At 45.0% G+C, this 19,291-nt stretch carries 16 protein-coding genes; 12 read left to right on the forward strand and 4 right to left on the reverse strand.

Annotated features, from left to right (window positions below):
- The first annotated feature begins 11 nt into the window (after window positions 1-11).
- The 4 genes from tmk (at window position 12) to L5M28_RS07950 (ending at window position 2,843) form a co-directional block, all read left to right on the forward strand.
- Window positions 12-638, forward strand: a complete 627-nt coding sequence (gene tmk, locus L5M28_RS07935) for a dTMP kinase (protein WP_028759750.1) — start codon at window positions 12-14, stop codon at window positions 636-638.
- Window positions 632-1,588, forward strand: a complete 957-nt coding sequence (gene holB / locus L5M28_RS07940) for a DNA polymerase III subunit delta' (protein WP_113940548.1) — start codon at window positions 632-634, stop codon at window positions 1,586-1,588. The genes tmk and holB overlap by 7 nt, the downstream gene beginning before the upstream one ends.
- 6 nt (window positions 1,589-1,594) lie before the next feature.
- Window positions 1,595-1,921, forward strand: a complete 327-nt coding sequence (locus tag L5M28_RS07945) for a PilZ domain-containing protein (protein ID WP_028759752.1) — start codon at window positions 1,595-1,597, stop codon at window positions 1,919-1,921.
- A 133-nt stretch (window positions 1,922-2,054) separates the two neighbouring features.
- Entirely contained in the window at window positions 2,055-2,843 is a 789-nt protein-coding gene (locus tag L5M28_RS07950) for a TatD family hydrolase (protein ID WP_131523337.1), read from the forward strand.
- Between the two features lie 283 nt (window positions 2,844-3,126).
- Here L5M28_RS07950 and rsmF read toward each other — a convergent pair whose 3' ends face one another.
- Window positions 3,127-4,572 carry a 16S rRNA (cytosine(1407)-C(5))-methyltransferase RsmF gene (gene rsmF, locus L5M28_RS07955; RefSeq protein WP_263202985.1) on the reverse strand — a complete coding sequence of 482 codons (1,446 nt, stop codon included), beginning with the start codon at window positions 4,570-4,572 and terminating at the stop codon, window positions 3,127-3,129.
- Window positions 4,573-4,796: 224 nt separating this feature from the next.
- Between rsmF and L5M28_RS07960 the strand changes: the two genes are divergently transcribed.
- Complete coding sequence (locus L5M28_RS07960; protein WP_212600209.1) at window positions 4,797-6,023, forward strand: nucleoside recognition domain-containing protein; 1,227 nt, start codon at window positions 4,797-4,799, stop codon at window positions 6,021-6,023.
- Window positions 6,024-6,165: 142 nt separating this feature from the next.
- Here the strand turns inward: L5M28_RS07960 and L5M28_RS07965 are convergent, their stop codons facing one another.
- Genes L5M28_RS07965 through L5M28_RS07975 form a run of 3 tightly spaced genes read right to left on the reverse strand, consistent with a single transcriptional unit; the run spans window position 6,166 to window position 10,043 of the window.
- The gene (locus tag L5M28_RS07965) at window positions 6,166-8,805 is read right to left on the reverse strand and encodes a PqiB family protein (RefSeq protein WP_263202986.1); all 2,640 of its coding nucleotides are present in this window, start codon (window positions 8,803-8,805) and stop codon (window positions 6,166-6,168) included.
- Window positions 8,792-9,409, reverse strand: coding sequence for a paraquat-inducible protein A (locus L5M28_RS07970; protein ID WP_263202987.1), 618 nt, complete (start codon window positions 9,407-9,409; stop codon window positions 8,792-8,794). The genes L5M28_RS07965 and L5M28_RS07970 overlap by 14 nt, the downstream gene beginning before the upstream one ends.
- 1 nt (window position 9,410) lies before the next feature.
- Complete coding sequence (locus L5M28_RS07975; protein ID WP_173244555.1) at window positions 9,411-10,043, reverse strand: paraquat-inducible protein A; 633 nt, start codon at window positions 10,041-10,043, stop codon at window positions 9,411-9,413.
- Window positions 10,044-10,250: 207 nt separating this feature from the next.
- Here L5M28_RS07975 and L5M28_RS07980 point away from each other — a divergent pair, with 207 nt between their 5' ends.
- From L5M28_RS07980 to L5M28_RS08010, 7 genes are all read left to right on the forward strand, one after another.
- Window positions 10,251-10,550: a YebG family protein gene (locus L5M28_RS07980; RefSeq protein WP_105252655.1), complete on the forward strand. Its 300-nt coding sequence runs from the start codon at window positions 10,251-10,253 to the stop codon at window positions 10,548-10,550.
- 17 nt (window positions 10,551-10,567) lie between these two features.
- Window positions 10,568-11,026, forward strand: coding sequence for a GAF domain-containing protein (locus L5M28_RS07985; protein WP_028759760.1), 459 nt, complete (start codon window positions 10,568-10,570; stop codon window positions 11,024-11,026).
- A gap of 280 nt (window positions 11,027-11,306) precedes the next feature.
- Window positions 11,307-11,936 carry an RNA chaperone ProQ gene (proQ, locus tag L5M28_RS07990; RefSeq protein ID WP_263176758.1) on the forward strand — a complete coding sequence of 210 codons (630 nt, stop codon included), beginning with the start codon at window positions 11,307-11,309 and terminating at the stop codon, window positions 11,934-11,936.
- 28 nt (window positions 11,937-11,964) lie between these two features.
- Complete coding sequence (gene prc / locus L5M28_RS07995; RefSeq protein ID WP_263148419.1) at window positions 11,965-14,010, forward strand: carboxy terminal-processing peptidase; 2,046 nt, start codon at window positions 11,965-11,967, stop codon at window positions 14,008-14,010.
- 84 nt (window positions 14,011-14,094) lie between these two features.
- Window positions 14,095-16,644 (forward strand): aminopeptidase N, encoded by a 2,550-nt coding sequence (gene pepN, locus L5M28_RS08000; protein ID WP_263202989.1) that lies wholly within the window; start codon window positions 14,095-14,097, stop codon window positions 16,642-16,644.
- A 43-nt stretch (window positions 16,645-16,687) separates the two neighbouring features.
- Complete coding sequence (locus L5M28_RS08005) at window positions 16,688-16,903, forward strand: DUF2835 domain-containing protein (RefSeq protein ID WP_028759764.1); 216 nt, start codon at window positions 16,688-16,690, stop codon at window positions 16,901-16,903.
- Between the two features lie 338 nt (window positions 16,904-17,241).
- Window positions 17,242-19,284 (forward strand): DUF1302 domain-containing protein, encoded by a 2,043-nt coding sequence (locus L5M28_RS08010; protein ID WP_105252651.1) that lies wholly within the window; start codon window positions 17,242-17,244, stop codon window positions 19,282-19,284.
- The last annotated feature ends 7 nt before the right edge of the window (window positions 19,285-19,291 follow it).

Below are 19,291 nucleotides of genomic sequence, written 5' to 3' on the forward strand. Positions count from 1 at the left end.
AAGAAAATCCAATGTCAGTTTTTGCAAAATTTATCGTTATTGAAGGCTTAGAAGGCGCAGGTAAGTCGAGTGCGATTAACCTTATTCGCGACTTTATTGAAAAGCATACGGGTAAAGCACCGATTTGCACCCGCGAACCGGGCGGTACACCATTGGCTGAACGTATCCGTGATTTAGTTAAGATTGCCGATGCGAACGATCCCCTGTGTGATGAGGCCGAGTGTTTACTCATTTATGCTGCCAGAGCTCAGTTGGTTGCTAATGTCATAAAGCCCGCGCTTGCGCAAGGGCAATGGGTATTGGGTGATAGACATAATCTATCGTCATTAGCTTATCAAGGTGGTGGCAGAGGGTTAATGCCGTTAGTGGAAGCGGTGAGCACTGCAACACTAAAGGGATTTAAACCCGATCTTACTTTGTACTTAGATTTAGATCCTAAGCTTGGACTTACCCGCGCAGCTAAACGTGGTGAGCTTGATAGAATTGAGCAACAAGCGATTGATTTCTTTGAGCGCGCACGCGCTACATATCTCAAACTTGCCAGCGAAGATGACAGTATCGTGGTTATAGACGCGAGCCAAACTATGGCCGAAGTGCACAAAGATATCTTAGCCGTGCTTCAGGCGATGGTATGGTAGCCGAGTCCGGATTTACGGCTGAGCAATTACCTTGGCTCGAAGGGCCAAGACAGGCATTTTTAGCTCAATTAGCGCGTCAAAAAATACCTCACGCACAACTCGTTGGCATTGATTCAGCCTATGGCGGTGAGTTGCTGAGTGTGTTTATGGCGCGCGCGGCTATGTGTGTGCAGCCAACGCCTGTGGGAGCGTGCGGTTTTTGTAAGTCTTGTCAGCTCTATGATGCGGGCAATCATCCTGATTTTTATCATATCGCCGCCGATGGCAATCAAATTAAAGTCGATCAAATTCGTGAGCTGTGTACGCGTCTGACAGCCACCGCACAGCAAAGTGGCAGGCGTGTAGCGATTATCCACCACAGCGAGCGTCTTAACTCCGCTGCTGCGAACGCACTCCTTAAAACCCTTGAGGAGCCTGGTAAAGACACCTTACTGATTTTGCAGTCGGATACGCCTGCACGTTTGATGGCGACGGTTAGCAGTCGTTGTCAACGCATTCCTTTTGTCGTTCCGAGTCGAGAGGTCATCAAAAACTGGCTTGCCCAGCGATGTGGTATTCAAGAGGATGTAACTTGGTGTTTGAGTGTCGTGGGTGGGCCGTTAAAGTTGGCTGAGAGCTTGCTGTCTGAGAGTAGTCAACAGAGTCGGTATCAATCCTTGCTACAATTTCGCAAAGATTGGGCACAAAGTTTGTCGTCTGGTCATCTGTGTGCTAGTTTGTTAATAATAAGTGAACAACAAATAATTGATGTTCTTAAGGTTTTGTACCTACTTATACGACAGGTTTTACTGAAAAATAGCCATCAAGATGCGTTTGTTCATGCGCAGCTCGGGAATTTGGCGGCTAAGATCATGGGAATGTGTCATAGCTTAAGCACAATGCCGAGCGTCAATTATCTGGCCCTGTGTCAAAGTTATGTCTTAGAATATAGAGAGATAACAAATAAGTAATATGCCATGGTAGATCTCGTCGTTAATTTTGATACCTTACATCAGTTATATCGTGCCTATATGCCTTTTATTAAGCCGGCAGGATTATTTATTGCGACCAGTGAAAGTCATTATCTTGGCCAACCGCTGACGATTGCGTATCGTTTACCCGGCGCAACCCTCACTAATGAATTTCGTGGTGTTGTGGTGTGGATTAATCCCTTAGGAGCGTCGGGTGGCCGCCCTGTGGGGATTGGCATTAAAATTATTTCTGAGCCAGATAGCCATAAACACCATATCGAAAAGTTACTGTCCCGCGAACTCGCCTCCGGCGATCTAACCTGCACTATGTAGCTTAGCCTGCATTATTGATCTGGTTTAAACGTTTGTTCACTGCCTAAACTGGCTATTTACTTCTGTTGAATTTGACCTCGATCTCTTGGCTGGGTATCCTTGTCGTCCTTTGTTACTCTGCTTGGAAATCCTTGTGCTTATTGATTCACACTGCCATCTCGATCGCCTCAAAGCGGCGCCTGATCAACAAACCTTAGAACAGATTCTTGCTAATGCTAAAGCCCGTGGCGTGGACTATATGTTGTGCGTGAATGTACGCCAGCAAGGATTTGAATCGATGCGAGATAAAGTTGCAGCCTTCGAACAGGTATTTTTGTCATCGGGTGTGCATCCATTAGACGTTAAAGAAGGCCTCGATGTTGAGCAAATCCGCCGCTTTGCCACCGATCCTAAAGTGGTCGCGATTGGTGAAACGGGGTTAGATTATTTTTATGCAGACGACACTAAGCTGTTGCAACAGCAATGTTTTGAGCAGCAGATTGCCCTTGCGGTAGAAGTGAATAAACCTTTAATTGTCCATACCCGTGATGCACGTGAAGATACGATCAATATGCTTAAGCAGGGCAACGCGGATAACGTTGGCGGCGTGCTGCATTGCTTTACCGAAAACTGGGAGATGGCGAAAGCGGCGATTGACCTCGGCTTTTATATTTCGGTTTCTGGCATAGTCACTTTTAAAAATGCGGGTGATCTGCGAACCGTTATTCGCAAAGTGCCTCAGGATCGTCTGCTAGTTGAAACTGATTCGCCTTATTTGGCGCCGATCCCACACCGTGGACAAGAGAATCAGCCTGCCTATGTGCGCGATGTGGCTGAGTTTGTGGCAGAGCTTAGAGGTGAGCGCTACGAAGATCTTGCGGAGTACACCAGCAATAACTTTTTTAATTTATTCAAAGATGCAGCGCGTTTAGTTGGCCGTTAGCTGCAAGTGTTTTGACCCTGAGTATGCTATTGCGTGATTGTCAATACTGTGGCCAAAAGACTCAGGCATAAAGGCACTGGCTCAAAGATATTGGCATAAAAAAAGGCCCAAAACGATTAAAGCTGTTTGGGCCTAGGGGAATGGCTCATTGAAGAGCCGTGCGCTACAGGTGAAAGCGCCATGCAGTGCGCTTTACAATAGACTCAGTGTAGTCGAGCTTTTGTCTTATAGTCGCGCTCACTTTCTTCTTTTTTAGGTTATTTATCGCTAAAAAACAGCGAAATTATAACGATTTTGTCTGTTCTGGTAGCAGTAACACTTTATCTTTCACTAAGTCTCTGGGTAGATTGTTTTTTAACTTATTGCCTAAATGTTTCGCCATGCCTAATGGTGCTCCGCCATAACAGACGATCACTTCACCTTGAGCTTTCACTGCGGTGTTTAGGGCAATATCTCGCCCCATCAAATATTCTTTCGCTTCAACATCGCTCACATCGACCGTTTTTGCGGTTGGGCTGAGCTGTTTTCCTGCTAATGCAATAATCGCTTCATGGCGGACTTTAAAGCCGTGTTTACTGTTATCGGCGAGTTTAATACCAATGCGCTGAAAGCGCATACGGCCGACAAAAGCGTTGAATTCATGCGGAAATAGCCAGAATTCATCATCGCGAACCATGATGAGTTCGTCCGGTAAGCTGATGCCTAAATCCTGCTGAAAATAGTCTTTGATCCCTTGGGCTTGTTTCGCTGATGCGGGCGTGAAGGGAAAGTTTTTCTGTAGTTTAGGCTCTGGTTGTAAACGCGGCACTGAGGCCGTTTTTGTTAATTTAGCGACAAAGAAACCTTCACTGTCGTAAATCTGTGGCCAGACATGTAAGAAGCCTTCGGGCGTTGTAGCTCGATTTGCACCATCAAATAAATCGCTTAAGGATTCAAATTGCACCGCATCGCCGTAGACTTGCTTTAAATACTCGCACACGCCTTGGTTTTCGAGGCGGTTTAAGGTGCAGGTTGAGTAGACCAAACTGCCACCGGGTTTCAGGGCGAGAAACGCCGATTTGATTAAGGCTTTTTGGGTTTCGCTAATCGCCAGCACATCGTCTAGGTTCCAGTGTTTTAGCGCATCGGCGTCTTTACGCACTGTGCCTTCACCGCCACAGGGCGCATCGATAAGCACGGCATCAAAACTTTCGTACAGGTATTCGCCAAATACACGGCCATCGAAATGGGTGAGGGCGCAGTGGCTCGCGCCCATGCGCAGCACATTGGCGTGCAATACTTTTACGCGGCTCGCCGAATACTCATTCGCCACCAATAAGCCTTGGTTTTGCATTAATGCGGCCATTTGCGTGGTTTTTGAACCCGGTGCGGAGGCGAGATCGAGTACGCACTGCCAATGTGCATTCGGTGTAAAAAGTGCGGTCGGCGGCAACATAGAGCTGGCTTCTTGAATGTAGAATAAGCCTTGGATGTGCTCTAAGGCATTGCCGAGTTGTTCTTCTTCGTCGTAACTGATCCAAAATCCGTCTTCACACCAAGGAATAGGATCGAACGTCCAGCCCTTAGGTTGCATCAAGGTCTTAAAGTTGTCACTGCTGATTTTTAAGGTATTGACCCGAATTGAACGTCTAAGCGGCCTGTCGCAGGCGGCAATAAACTCGTCCATGGATAAATGGGCGGGGAGTTCTTGGGTGATTGTATCGATAAAATTTTGATTTAATTGGACCATTGATTTCATTGAACCATAGGAAAATAGACTGTGTATCAACTGGCGCGAGTATATCATAATCCCTTATTGGGTCTGAGATTTTCTCCCGAGCAGCCAAGGCTGCTATTGTTATTTAATGTTTATGCTCTGACGATTTGAGCGATATTGGAATGAGTCGCCATAAAGCTAGCACTCAGTAGCCATGAGCTAATAGAATAAAAACAAATAAAAATAAGGGGATTAGCGTGCTGAATCGCGTGTGGTTGGCTTTTTTTATCACAGCATTGCTTGCAATAGCGGTGCAACTGTTCAATGGGCACATAGAAGTCCTATCGGCTTCGGTCGCCGCATTATTTGCGAGTGCTAAGCTTGCTGCTGAAATTTCCCTTGGGCTGATTGGCGTGCTTTCTCTGTGGATGGGATTGATGCAGGTAGGAGAAAAGGCTGGCGTTGTCGGCGCTATTGCCTTTGTGTTTGAGCCATTACTGCGCCGTTTGATGCCTGAAGTGCCCAAGGGGCATCCCGCCTTTGGCAGTATCACGATGAATTTAACAGCGAATATCTTTGGGTTAGATAATGCCGCCACGCCACTTGGTTTAAAGGCTATGCATGATTTACAGAGTTTAAATCCGCTAAAAACCGTGGCGACCAATGCGCAAATCTTATTTTTAGTACTCAATACTTCCTCTGTGACCTTAGTGCCTGTGACGGTATTCCTTTATCGTGCCCAGCAAGGTGCCGCTGCGCCTGCGGATATTTTCTTGCCGATTTTACTGGCTACTTCGGCATCGACATTGGCGGGCTTGCTGGTTGTGGCGTTAGTGCAGCGAATTTCATTATTAAACTCAGTGGTGCTCGGTTATGGCGCCTTGATGCTCTCAGGATTAGTGGCGAGTGGTTTTTATCTGATGACTTTAAGTGCTGAGGCCATTGGCACAGTGTCGACGGCAATGGGCAATGGTATTTTGCTGTTATTGGTATTTACCTTCGTGATTGTTGCGGGCATCCGTAAGGTGGCGGTTTATGATGAGTTTATTGATGGGGCGAAGGCGGGTTTTGCCCAATCCATCCAATTGATCCCTTATTTGCTCGCCATGCTATTAGCGATTGGTTTACTGCGTGCATCCGGCGCCTTGGATTATCTGTTGCACTTGATTGCCACTGGTGTGCGGATATTAGGTTTTGATACGCGTTTTGTCGATGCTATGCCGACCGCGCTGATGAAACCTTTTAGTGGCTCAGGCGCCAGAGCCATGATGCTTGAGACAATGGATCACCACGGAGTAGATTCCTTTGCGGGTCGATTAGCGGCGATTTTTCAGGGTAGTACTGAAACCACTTTCTATGTTCTCGCTGTGTATTTTGGTTCTGTGGGTATTCGCCATGGACGCCACGCCTTGGCTTGCGGTTTAACTGCGGACTTTGCAGGGATCAGCGCCGCGATTGCTGTTTGTTATTGGTTTTATGGATAAGGGGGCTAGAGTATTGAGCGATCTAGAATGTCTCAATAACATTGCGAGAGAAGCTAAAAATAAATCAGGCGCATTATGCGCCTGATTTATTTATAAGAGCTTTAATATTAGTGCGTTGGTGTAAGTATTTTGATGAAAAAAATTACTGGGCTGGTGCCCATTGCTGCCATTCGTTTTCGGCTTTGTGTTGTAATCTTAATACTGTGCCAGTCGCTAAATGATTACCCTCTTGAGTCGTGTCCTTAGTCGCCACATTGATGCCGCCAGCGAGTAAGGTTTCCAGCGAGCCCGCTTCGATTTGGGCACCAGAGAAGAGGCCTACATCGACTTTAATCCCTGAGGCATCCCAGAACTGACTGCTTTGATTCACTAAGTGACTGTACTGTGCCTCGATATGGGCCTGCATCAATACACTATTCCCCTGTGTCGATAGGCTATAACCGTCGATTTGACCGACTTTAATCCCTCGGAAGAAGATAGGTGTGCCGACTTTCATTGAGCCTAGGCTAGTATCTTCTAGAATGAATTTCAGCGCATCTTCGGCAACATTGGCATAGCTGCTGGCAGCGAGGTTGGCAACAAACTGGGTCGCTTTTTGACTACTCTTACCCGGTAAGACTCCTATGTAAGGACCTGTGATCAGCGTTTCTGGCGCTTTGATCCCCGCCAGAGAAATTTGTGCATCCACTAAATGATATTCACAGTCACTGCGGCTGAAATGTTCGGCATATTCCCCGTAGAGATATGCGCTAGCTGTGAGTGTATTAAGATCCGCATTGAGCTTCACCTGCGACACTTCACCCACTTGATGACCTTGATAGCGAATCGCGGCCTTGGCCGTCAGTTTGCTGGAGGCGGGTAATGTGAGGCGAATTGCCTGCGCCTGAGTTAATGCCAACTGCTTGCTCTCATAGAGTTTTAACGGGGTTGTATTGCTCACTTTGTCATTGCTATCAAGCAGTCCCAGACTGATGCTGCCCTTTAATGCTCCTTGAAGCGGCGCGACCGCAACATCAATGCCCGCAAGACTGGCACTGATATCCACGGCGCTGTTACGCCAGAATACTTTTGGCTTTTTCAGCAAGGGTTGAAACTGTTTGTCTATGGCGAGCTTGATAGCGAAGTCTTCGGTTTTGCTTTGCCAGTTCACTGAGTCAACTGTGCCAATTTGCATTTTTTTATAGTAAATCGGTGAGCCTTGGCTGACATCGGCGCCATCTTGACTGATTAACGTTAAATGCACTTGCTGCTGACGATCATAAAAAGCTGTCGCGGCATCCACAGAGCTAAAGAGGGTCAGAGCGCTGTTAGCAGCTAAAGGTGTGTCGCTGTGACCTTGGATCAAGCTAACTGCACCTTGAGTGAGCGTTGTAAAATCCCTTGCTTTGACTGAGACACCGTCTAACGATGCGTTTACCGTTAATGCCGACTCAGGCACAAAATAGCTGTCGCTGCGTATTAGACTGGCAAACTCAGGTTGTAGCTCGAGTTGGTATTCCACTGCCGATAAATCTTTGGTTAACTTAACCGCAAGCACTGAACCAATGGGGATTTGCTTGAAGCGAACTTGAGCGCCCGCTGAAATACCCATGTTTTCGGCTGAGGTTAAGGTCAAGAAACGCTTCTTCGATTGCAGTAAATCAGGCGCTTTGGCTTGTAAGGCAAAGCTGCTTGGTACCGCGCTTTTGGTGTTGATGCCTGGCAGGAAGTTGATCACGCTACCTGTCAGTAAGCGTTCTGGATTCTTAATGCCTGAGAGGGAAATATCAGCACCTTCAAGCCAAAACACGCCGTCGTTAGTTAACAGTGAACCGTATTGAGGTTCAAACTTAGCCACGGCTGTAACACCATTGGACGTGAGTTGTTTACTTAAAATACTGCCAATGTTCATGCCGCGATAAACGATGCGGGTACCTTTGTCGATACCGTTAGCGTCAGCCATGGTTAGGTTTATTTCTATGCCGCCAAGGGCAGTGGTTTCTGAATCATAAAGCGAAAAAACGTCACCGTTTTTAGCTATGTCTGCTTTATCGTCAGAGCTGAAACTCACGCCGCCAGCCAGAATGGACGCCAAACTCTCTGAACTGACTTTAACCCCAGTTAGTGAAGCATCAATTTTGACGCCAGAAACATTCCAAAAGTGAGAATTTTTCTTCACTAACCGCGCATATTGCTCTTGAATGAAAGCGCTGATAATGACTCTTTGATTGCCATCTAAACGATAGCTGACCACGCTACCCACTGGGATTTGGCGGAAAAATATTGGCGAGCCAACATCGAGCGAACCGAGTTTATCGGAGGTCAATTCGACCATCACACCTTCTGAGCCGATTTGCATCGGCGGTGGTTGGCGTTCTGCTTCAAAAAATGTTGACGCATTACCTTTACCCGGTTGAATCGCAATGTAGTTACCCGAAAACAGTGCATCTAAGCCTTCAACACCTGTGATGCTGGCCTTAGGGGTGACAAGCCAGAAGAGGGTCTCTTTATTTAAGAAAGGCTTAGCACGGTAGTCCATCATGACCTTAACGTTTACGCCCTTGAGATCTTCATCGATGCCAATGTCTTTTACTTTACCGACAGTCAAGCCTTGGTATTTGACTAAAGTTTTACCTACGTCAATCCCAGTGGCGCTCGGAAAGTGAATTTGAATTTCAACCCCCGATTCTTTAATGCTCTTAATGCCCAGCCACGCACCCAATGCCAACGCGACAATAGGCAGTAGCCAAATGGGCGAAAAGAGTTTTTTCTTTACAACTTTCGGCGATTCAATTTGTGTCATCTTGAGGTTCCAATCGATCCCAGAGTAAACGAGTGTCTAACACTTTTGCGGCTAACTGAGTTAACAGAATAACCAAGGCAAATGCAGTCGCTGCAGGCGCGGGTTTAGCATCGAGTAGTTGTCCCATATTCACTAATGCCACTGTGATTGAGATGACAAATAAATCGAGCATTGACCAACGACCAATCCATTCGATGATGTGAAAACCCACCATCAATTTCTTTTTTGAAATCGGAATATCAAAGCTGATCGCACACAGATAAATGGATAAGCCGATGATTTTAATCCATGGCACTAAAATACTGGCAGTAAAAACTATCACGGCAATGGGCAACATATCTGAATGCACTAGATGCAAAATGCCCGAAAAAATCGTGTCGTGCCGCACTTGCCCTTGATTGGTCAGCATAGTGATAGGGTAAATGTTGGCAGGCACCAGCAAGATGGCAGCGGTAATCAACAAAGCCCAACTTTTTTGTAGGCTGGAATAGTCTCTGACGTGCAACTCAGTTTCACAGCGCTGACAGTGCGTGAGTTCACTGCTGTTGAGTTGGCGACACACTTTACAGAGACATAGGCCGATATCTTTACCTTGTTGTTTCATATCAGCTATGACCTTCCAATAACGTCCACATATGTTCTAAATCGTATTCTCTTTGTAGAAACAAGGTCACGAGAAACAGCATAGTGAAGCAAAATGTGCCCATACCAAAATAAATGTCCGAAAAATCAGATAGCTGAAATGATGAAACTAAGAAGCTGATCACATAAATTTCCAGCATAGTGAGCTGCGATAAGATACCATGAAATTTTAATAACTGCTTCAATGAGTTACGCCAAAAAAGGCTACTCAACCCCCATTTTACAATTAAAATCTGTGTCAATATCGATAACAGTAATAAGCCTGGACCTATCACAGCTGCGGCAAGTACGGCGACACCTACAACCCAATAGCCTTGGTCAAATACTGCAAATGCCCCTTGGAAAACCGTGGTAGTACGAATACTGCCGAAAAAGTGGATCTCGAGTACGGGTAAAAAATTAGCAGGGAAATAAAACACTAATGCCGAAATACATAGGGCTAACATACCATTCACAGAGCAGTATGGCGTGTCATAAAGTGCAGTGCTGCAACGAGGACAGATTGCTCTAACGCCGCTAGGCAAGGCACGTTTGCGGACTGCTAAATCGCAGGAGCGGCATAGGGTTACTGAATTTTCTGCTGCGTTTTCATGCATATAAAAATATATATTAGCCTAATAGGAGTAATAACAGCGAGATCGGTGCAAAGTGTCGTGCTAGTTAGCTGTTCAGCCACGTCTAGCGCTTTTATAATCTTGGCAACGAAAGTACGCTAATAATATCAGATTAATCAGAACACTTGCATCACAAGTTCAATCTATGTCACTCTAGTTACTGTATATAAAAACAGTGCGAGGGCAGTCATGGCAGTAATAACACAGTTTGTCGTGGTCAGAGAAGGGGTTGAAAAGATGACATTCACATCTAAGAAGGAGGCTGATGCCTACGATAAGATGCTCGATATCGCCGATAACCTTATCCCCTTCATTCAAAAAGCTGATTTGGGTATAGATGAAAGTGTGGGCGAAAAGCTCGCATTCTATTTTGCTAACAATAAAGATGAGCTGACGAACTTGCTTAAAGGCGCAGTTCAGGTTAATAGTACGCCAACGAATCCGCCTGCAGCGAAAAAAGCGGCTAAAAAGACCGAAGCAGCAGAATAAAATTGTTAGGAAATGTAATGAAATCGAAATTTTATGAGTCACTTAACCGTCAAGCCTTGGCCTTGTTGGAAGGGGAAGATGACCTTGTTGCGGCGATGGCGAATTTTTCAGCCTTGCTCAATGATAATTTAACTGAGCTGAACTGGGTGGGATTCTACGTCATGCGTGGCGAACAACTAGTATTAGGCCCGTTTCAAGGTAAAGTGGCTTGTACACGCATTCCGTTAGGAAAAGGTGTGTGTGGTACTGCAGCATTCACTAATCAAACTCAGCGAGTGGCCGATGTCCATCAATTTGATGGTCATATTGCCTGTGATTCTGCCAGTAATTCTGAAATCGTTGTGCCAGTTCGTGCGCAAGGTAACGTGGTTGCCGTGCTCGATATTGACAGTCCTATCTTCGATCGTTTCGATGAAGAAGACCAAAAGGGGCTGGAATTACTGGTTAAAAGTTTTGAAAACTGCCTATTTGATTAATTTGCGTACAATAACGCATAATTCATAGTCGCAATCGGTGGCGTGCGCCTTATAATATGCGCCTGCACGCATTAAGCTGGTTTGATTGGCATGCAATGAATAAGCTTAGTGTTTTGAGCTGACAAAATTTGTTAAGGTATATTTTTTAACTTTAGTAAACGCGGCTAGGATGCTAATTTGTACGTTGACTCAATATTGAGTTTAACGAAGATAAACGACATGTAAGAAGCTGATATATATCACCTCGAATCGATGTCCCTTTTTGACTGTGGAAGTAATGATGGAATCAACAGAAAAGTTGACCGACACCAATGCAATTTTGGCGTATTTGTATGAAACATTTCCTTTGTGCTTTATTGCTGAAGGTGAAACTAAGCCATTAAAAATCGGATTGTTTCAAGATTTGGCTGAAAGGTTGGCTGATGATTCTAAAGTCAGTAAAACTCAGCTCAGAGTTGCCTTGAGACGTTACACCAGCAGCTGGCGCTATTTAAAGTGCGTTAAAGCAGGCGCACAACGCGTAAACCTGGATGGCGAACCTTGCGGCGAGTTAGAGCAAGAGCACATTGATCATGCTCAAGCCATGTTGAAAGAGAGTCAGGATAAGGCCAAAGCGAAACGTGCAGCACTTGCACCTAAGCCTGCGGCGAAGAAAACACCTAAAAAGGTGGCCGTTCCTCAGCGTGCTAAAACTGAGCGTCCTGCTAAGCCTGCGCCAAAAGCTGCAGCGCCAGTCGTCAATTATGTTCAAGCACAATTGACTGATTTAACGAAAAAACAACGCGTCAATGTTAAATTAGGTATGACACCCGTAGCCGGTGTGATTACTGACATTAACAAGGAAGATATTCATGTTCAGCTTGATAGTGGCCTAACGATTAAAGTTAGAGCAGAACATATCCTGCTGTAATCATTTATTAAAACGGAGTAACTTGTTGATGCGAAAACTCACTTTGGCTACCTCGATCGCCACTGTTTTTGTCGGATTCTCGGCTTGGGCCGTACCACCCACGATTCAAATCAGCGAGTTACCCACTCTCAAGCAGGAAGCGCAACATAAGGTTGCGAGCAAAAGGGTAACGGACTTATACACTCGTTCGCACTATCATAGATTCAATCTCGATGACGCCTTTTCTGCGCAAATTTTTGATCGTTATCTGCAGCAGTTGGATTATCGCCGCAATGTGTTAACCCAAGCGGATGTCGATAGTTTTAAACCTTATGCTACCCAATTCGATGACATGCTTAGTTCTGGTGAACTTGAGCCTGCCTATAAAATGTTTGATATCGTCCAAAAGCGCCGCTATGAAGGCTTTGTCTATGCTTTATCTCTATTAGATAAAGAGATGGATTTTTCTGCGCCCGGTGATGCCTATGAGTACGACCGCGATGAGGCCGCATGGCCAAAAGACCAGACAGAAATTAATGAGTTATGGCGTCAACGTGTTAAATACGATGCACTAAATCTTAAACTCACAGGTAAGCAATGGCCTGAGATTGTTGATATCCTCCAAAAGCGTTACAACAACGCTATTAAACGGTTGATTCAAACTAACAGTGAAGACGTGTTCCAAGGCGTGATGAATGCCTTCTCTCGTAGCATTGAGCCACATACAAGTTACCTTTCACCACGCAATGCTGAACGTTTCCAAATGGAAATGAACTTGAGCCTTGAAGGCATTGGTGCTCAACTGCAACTTGAAGACGATTACACTGTCATTAAAAGTTTAATTACTGGCGGCCCTGCTGCGGGCAGTGAAAAACTGTCGCCGGAAGACAAGATTGTCGGCGTCGGTCAAGAAGGCGGTGAAATTGTTGATGTAATCGGCTGGCGTTTAGACGACGTGGTCGACCTGATCAAAGGGCCTAAGGGCAGTAAAGTTGTTCTGCAAATTTTACCGAAGAAAGGCGGTTCGAATGCGAAGCCATTCGACGTTACCTTAGTTCGCGACAAAATTCGTCTTGAAGACAGAGCTGCAACCTCTAAGGTGATTGAACCTAAAGACGGTGAGTATGCTAATCGCAAAGTCGGCGTGATCCAAATTCCTGGTTTTTATATGAATTTGTCGCAGGACGTTGAAAAAGAGCTCGTGAAGTTAAACGACGCCAAAGTAGAAGGCATAGTCATCGACCTTAGAGGTAACGGTGGAGGTGCATTAACGGAAGCCGTGCTACTGACGGGACTCTTTATCGATATGGGCCCTGTAGTGCAAATTCGTGATGCCGATGGACGAGTGTCTGCGCATCGTGATAACGACGGTAAAACCAGTTATGCAGGACCATTGACTGTGATGGTTGACCGTTACAGTGCTTCAGCCTCTGAAATTTTTGCTGCCGCATTGCAAGATTATGACCGTGCACTGATCGTCGGTGAGTCGAGTTTTGGGAAAGGCACAGTACAGCAGCATAAGAGCCTAGGCCGTATCTACGACATGTATGAGAAGCCAATTGGCCATGTGCAGTATACGATTCAAAAGTTCTACCGTATTAATGGTGGTAGTACACAGATTAAAGGTGTGACCCCCAACATTGCTTACCCAAGTGCGTTGGAGCCGGGCGAGTACGGTGAAGCTGAAGAGAAAAATGCTTTACCTTGGGATAAAGTGCCTATGGCGCAATATGGCACGCTTAATGATGTTACGCCTGAGTTAGTGACTGGCCTTGAATCTAAGCACCTTAACCGTATAAAAAACAGCGTAGAGTTTGCCTATATCAATCAAGATATTGCCGACTTTAAAAAGCATCACAAAGAGAAAACTGTGTCTCTGGTTGAAAGTGAGCGTATTGCTTCCCGCGAAGCCGATGAGAAAAAAGTCCTCGACAGAACAAACGAGCGTCGAGTCGCCAATGGTTTAGCACCGGTTAAATCAATGGAAGACATTAAAGACGACGCTGAATTGCCAGATGCATTTTTAGACGAAACCGCTTATATCACCTTAGATATGGCTGATGTGCAAAAAATGGCTAAAACTAGTGCTAAGTAGGCGCTAGTCGAGTCGATTTATCCGATATCAAAACGCGCTTATGGCGCGTTTTTTCTTATTTAGATCAGCGTTAAAGGGATCGAAATGACACAAGCTCAAGCAAAATACTTAAAAGATTATCAAGCGCCACTTTTTACGATAGAGACTATCGATTTAGCGTTTAATTTGGCTGGCAATGAAACCCAAGTGCAGGCGATCAGTCGTATAAAACGCACTTCAAAACATGCACAAGCCTTAGTGTTGGATGGCGAAGATTTGACCGTTGTTTCGCTGACTGTTAATGGTGATGCTGTGCCTTACCATGTTAGTGCAGGTCAATTAGTTCTAGAAACTGAGCTTGATGAGTTTGAGCTGAACATTATCACTAAGCTCGATCCTGAAGCTAATTCGAGTCTTGAAGGGCTCTATATGTCCGATGGTGCCTACTGCACGCAATGCGAGGCAGAGGGCTTTCGACGTATCACTTATTTCCTTGATCGCCCTGATGTATTAGCTAAATACACTGTTCGTATCGAAGCCGATAGAGCCGCATTCCCGTTTTTACTGAGTAACGGTAATTTGATTGATCAAGGTGAGTTAGATGGCGGACGCCATTATGTTTGCTGGCAAGATCCATTTCCAAAACCAGCGTATTTATTTGCCTTAGTCGCTGGCGATTTTGATCTATTGCAAGATGAGTTCATTACTCGCAGTCGCCGTAAAGTGATCCTGCAAGTGTTCGTTGATAAAGGTAATTTACATAAAGCACACCATGCGATGGCATCACTTAAGAAATCCATGGCATGGGATGAGAGCCGTTTTGATCTTGAGTATGATTTAGATATTTACATGATAGTGGCCGTCGACTTTTTCAATATGGGGGCGATGGAAAACAAAGGCTTAAATATCTTTAACACTAAATATGTGCTTGCAGATACCTTAACGGCCACCGACGAGGATTATCACGGCATTGAATCGGTTGTAGGCCATGAGTATTTTCATAATTGGACAGGAAACCGCGTAACGTGCCGCGATTGGTTCCAATTAAGTTTAAAAGAAGGCTTAACGGTTTTTCGCGATCAAGAATTTAGCTCAGATTTAGGCTCTCGTGCTGTGAATCGAATTCATGCAATTAAAGTGATCAAGAATCAGCAATTTGCAGAAGATTCTGGCCCTATGTCCCATCCTATTCGTCCAGAATCTGTCATTGAGATGAATAATTTCTACACTGTGACTGTGTATAACAAGGGCGCTGAAGTCATCCGCATGATGCACACTTTGCTCGGCGAAGAAAAGTTTCAGGCGGGAATGAAACTGTATTTTAAACGCCACGACGGCCAAGCTGTCACCTGTGATGATTTTGTGGCGGCAATGGAAGATGCCAGCGGAGTGGATTTAACCCAGTTCCGTTTATGGTATAGCCAAGCTGGTACGCCGATTGTGACTGCGATTGACAGCTTTGATGCGCAAACGGGCGTTTATCAATTGACCCTTAAACAAAGTCTAGCGAACTGTGCATCACCGCTGCATATTCCGTTTAGCTTAGAGCTCTTAGATGCGAAGGGCCATTCTTTAGTGAATGAGATTCTCGATTTTACTCAAACTGAACAAGTATTTAGCTTTGATGGACTCACTCATAAACCCGTCGCTTCGTTACTGCAAAACTTTTCCGCTCCCGTCAAATTACAATATCGATTCAATGTGGATCAACTCGTTCACTTGATGCGTTTTGCTAGCAGCGAAGTGGCGCGTTGGGAAGCTTCTGTGACCTTAGTGAGCCAAGCTATTTGGCAAAATGTGGCGAGTTTACAACAGCAACAAGCTATGGCTCTCGATCCCCGTGTGCGCGATAGTTTTAAAGGTGTGTTGTTAGACACTGAGCTTGATCCGGCATTGATCGCCGAAATCTTAGCCATACCTACGGCTTCGGCTTTGATTGAGCAAACAGAGAATGTTGATCTAGATGCGTTAGCTTTAGCACGCGAATTTGTACTAATAGAGCTCGCTTCACATAGTGAAGATGAATTGATTGCGCTATATCGTTCTTTAGTCGCAGTAGAGAGTACGCAGGCAAGAGCCCTTAAAAATCAGTGTTTAACTTGGTTAGCTCGGGTGTCGGATGAGGCCGAGGGGTTAGTGATTTCTCAGTTCGATAACGCCAGTAATATGACGGATTCTCTTGGTGCGTTGACGGCAGCCAATGTTGGGAATTTACCTTGTCGTGATGAACTGATGACGACATTTGAGCTACGTTGGCAGGATACGCCATTAGTGATGGATAAATGGTTTATGTTGCAAGCGACCCGTGATGCAGATGATGTGATTGAGTGTTTGCGTCAGTTGCAGCAACACAAGTGCTTTAGTATGAGCAATCCAAACCGAGTGCGTGCTTTAGTGGGCAGTTTTGCTGCCGGTAATATTTATCAATTCCACCGTAGAGACGGTAAGGGTTATGCTTTCTTAACCGAATGCTTAATGACCCTTAATAAGCTCAATCCGCAGGTTGCGGCCCGTATGGTGACGCCATTGATCCAGTATCATAAATTCGACTTAGGCCGCCAAACCTTGATAAAAGCCTGTTTAGGGCAACTTTTGGCTTTGCCTGACTTATCTAAGGATATGTACGAAAAAGTCTCTAAAGCATTGGCAAAATAGCAGTTTGTAGGAGGAGGGCAGCAGTCTGTGCTGCCCTGATATTATGGAACTGTATTTCAAACTATCGATCAGCTATCGAGATTTCTTACCTTATTATCAAGGGCTTGCCGATAAAGTCGAGGTTCGTGAAACTCAAGGGCGGATTTTGTGGATTAATGGCCGTCATTTTAGGCGTTTTTTAACCGAAAATGGCATTCAAGGCTATTTCAAATTGGTTTTAGATGACAAGGGACAATTTGTTTCATTAAATCGAGTTTAGTCTTAATTTGTTTATCTTTACTTAGAGCAATTACTTTAAACGGTCGGCTGATTACTAAGCTCGCTTTGTGATATTTTATTTTTAAATATGTTAATGAATTATATGATTTTTTAATGTGTTTTTATGTTTCATTCCTATTCCGCTTTTCGCTAATTTAAATCTCTCCTTTTTAGTTAACGGTACAAATGTACCTACATGCTTAATTCTTTAGAAAATTTTCTCTAACTGCGCCTTGCTCAAGGGGATTAATTGCTGTAACAATGATGTTACCTGTGAGCTAACAAGATGTTGGTTGTAATTCCTAAAACAAAGAATCCAGCAGGGTACGGAGAGCTAAAATGAAAATTGTTAAAAATAGTTTTAACAAATCGGCGCTTGCTTTGGGGGTGGCGTCGGCATTGAGTTTGTTAATGATCCCAAGCGTTAATGCAGTATCTTTTAATTGGGGAGAGGTTGAGGGCACATTTGACTCAACTTGGACTGCTGGTGCGAGCTGGCGTGTAGGGGAGCGCGATTGGGAAGGTCAAATTGGTAAGGTTAATCAACCCCAATTCGATTGGTCTAATTACAGCGCATTTGGCAATACTAAATATACTTCTGCTGAGATTTGGGCCCAGCCCGGATCGTATTCCAGTAACAATGACTTAAGTAATTTACTTTATTCTCAAGGCGATACCACATCCGAAATCGTTAAAGGTTTGCATGAATTGTCATTGAAATACAAAAACTACGGTTTATTCGCTCGTGGTATGTATTTCTATGATCGCAAACTCAATGACGGTAATTATGATTTTAATGATCCGATAACGGGCAAAGAGTTTGACCCTTGCGAAGATAACCGTGCTTCAGAAGTTCAATGTAAAGATATTCGCTTACTCGATGCGTTTGTGTATGGCAACTTTGATCTTAACGATGGCGCTAATCCATTATCTATTCGTGTAGGTAATCAAGTGGTGTCATGGGGTGAAAGTACACTGATTGCCCATGGGATCAGTGAAATCAACGCCGTTGACTTGAACATACTTAATGCGCCAGGTGCTGAACTCAAAGAAGCGTTCAGACCTCAAGGTATGGTGTGGGCTTCCCTTGGTTTGACGGATTCATTAACGGTAGAAGCATTCTATCAATATGATTGGCAACCTATTTGGGTACCAACGCCGGGTTCTATTTTTGCGACTAACGATTTTGCGGGTTTCGGTGGTTACGCTCAAAACGCTCAGCTTGGGTTTAATGCTAACCCTGACATCAATTTAGACTTTGTGATGCAAGAATACGAGCGTTTAGCGGGCATGATTGCCAGCGGCCAATCTATTCCGACACAGCAATTGGTTTCTATGGCCTTAGCCTACCCAACAAAAGTGACGCTAGTGCAGGATGAGGCAGAGCCAAGCAATGATGGCCAATATGGTATTAAGCTGGGTTATTACGCGCCTTCACTGGGTGAAACCGAATTTGGTTTTTATTTCATGAATTACCATAGCCGTCGTCCTCTTATCAGTGGTACTGCCGCCGATTTTAGCACGGGTGCACTTTTGTCTGATCTGGCGACCATAGGTCAAAATTCGGGCAACATTGATCGTGAATTGCTGCTCAATTTGAAGAGTTTCTCCAAGGCGCAAATCGTTTATCCAGAGGATATCAAGCTTTACGGTTTCAGTTTCAATACCTTGGTTGGTGATACCTCTGTCGCGGCTGAAATTGCCCATCGTCAGGATGAACCACTGCAAATCGATGACGTAGAATTATTGTTTGCCGGTATGCCACAGCAGTTAGCTAACGCTGGTCTTCGTCCAGATCTCGATGGTATTTCGCAGATTAAAGATGTTAAACCGGGTGAAACCGTGGATGGCTTTATCCGTCTTGATACCACTCAGGCGCAGATGACTTTCACCCATTTATTTGGTCCAACGTTAGGTTTAGATAACTTGACTATGTTGGCCGAAGTGGGTGGCGTGTGGATCCATGATATGCCAGGTTTTGATGAGCTACGTCTCAATGGCCCAGGTACGTCACGTTCTGGCGGCAACCCAGATATGCCCGGCATCATTCAAGCCTTGCACAATGGTCCTGAAACTAACCCGTTCCCAACCGACTTTGCTTGGGGATACCGTTTAGTTGGAAAGGCGGATTTCAACAACGTGTTTGCTGGGGTCAATATGTCTCCACGGGTGATTTTCTCCCATGACGTTGATGGTATTACACCTGATCCTATGTTCCTGTTCACGGAAGGACGTAAGTCTGTCGCGCTAGGCGTTAACTTCGACTATCAAAACCGTTGGGGTGCAGATATCTCCTATAACAATTTCTTTGGCGGTGTCGGTACGACGAATGCGATGGCAGATCGTGATTATGTTTCATTCAATATCAAGTATTCGATCTAAAAGGACT

Source organism: Shewanella sp. SW32 (assembly GCF_025653365.1).
Taxonomy (GTDB): Bacteria; Pseudomonadota; Gammaproteobacteria; order Enterobacterales; family Shewanellaceae; genus Shewanella; species Shewanella oncorhynchi.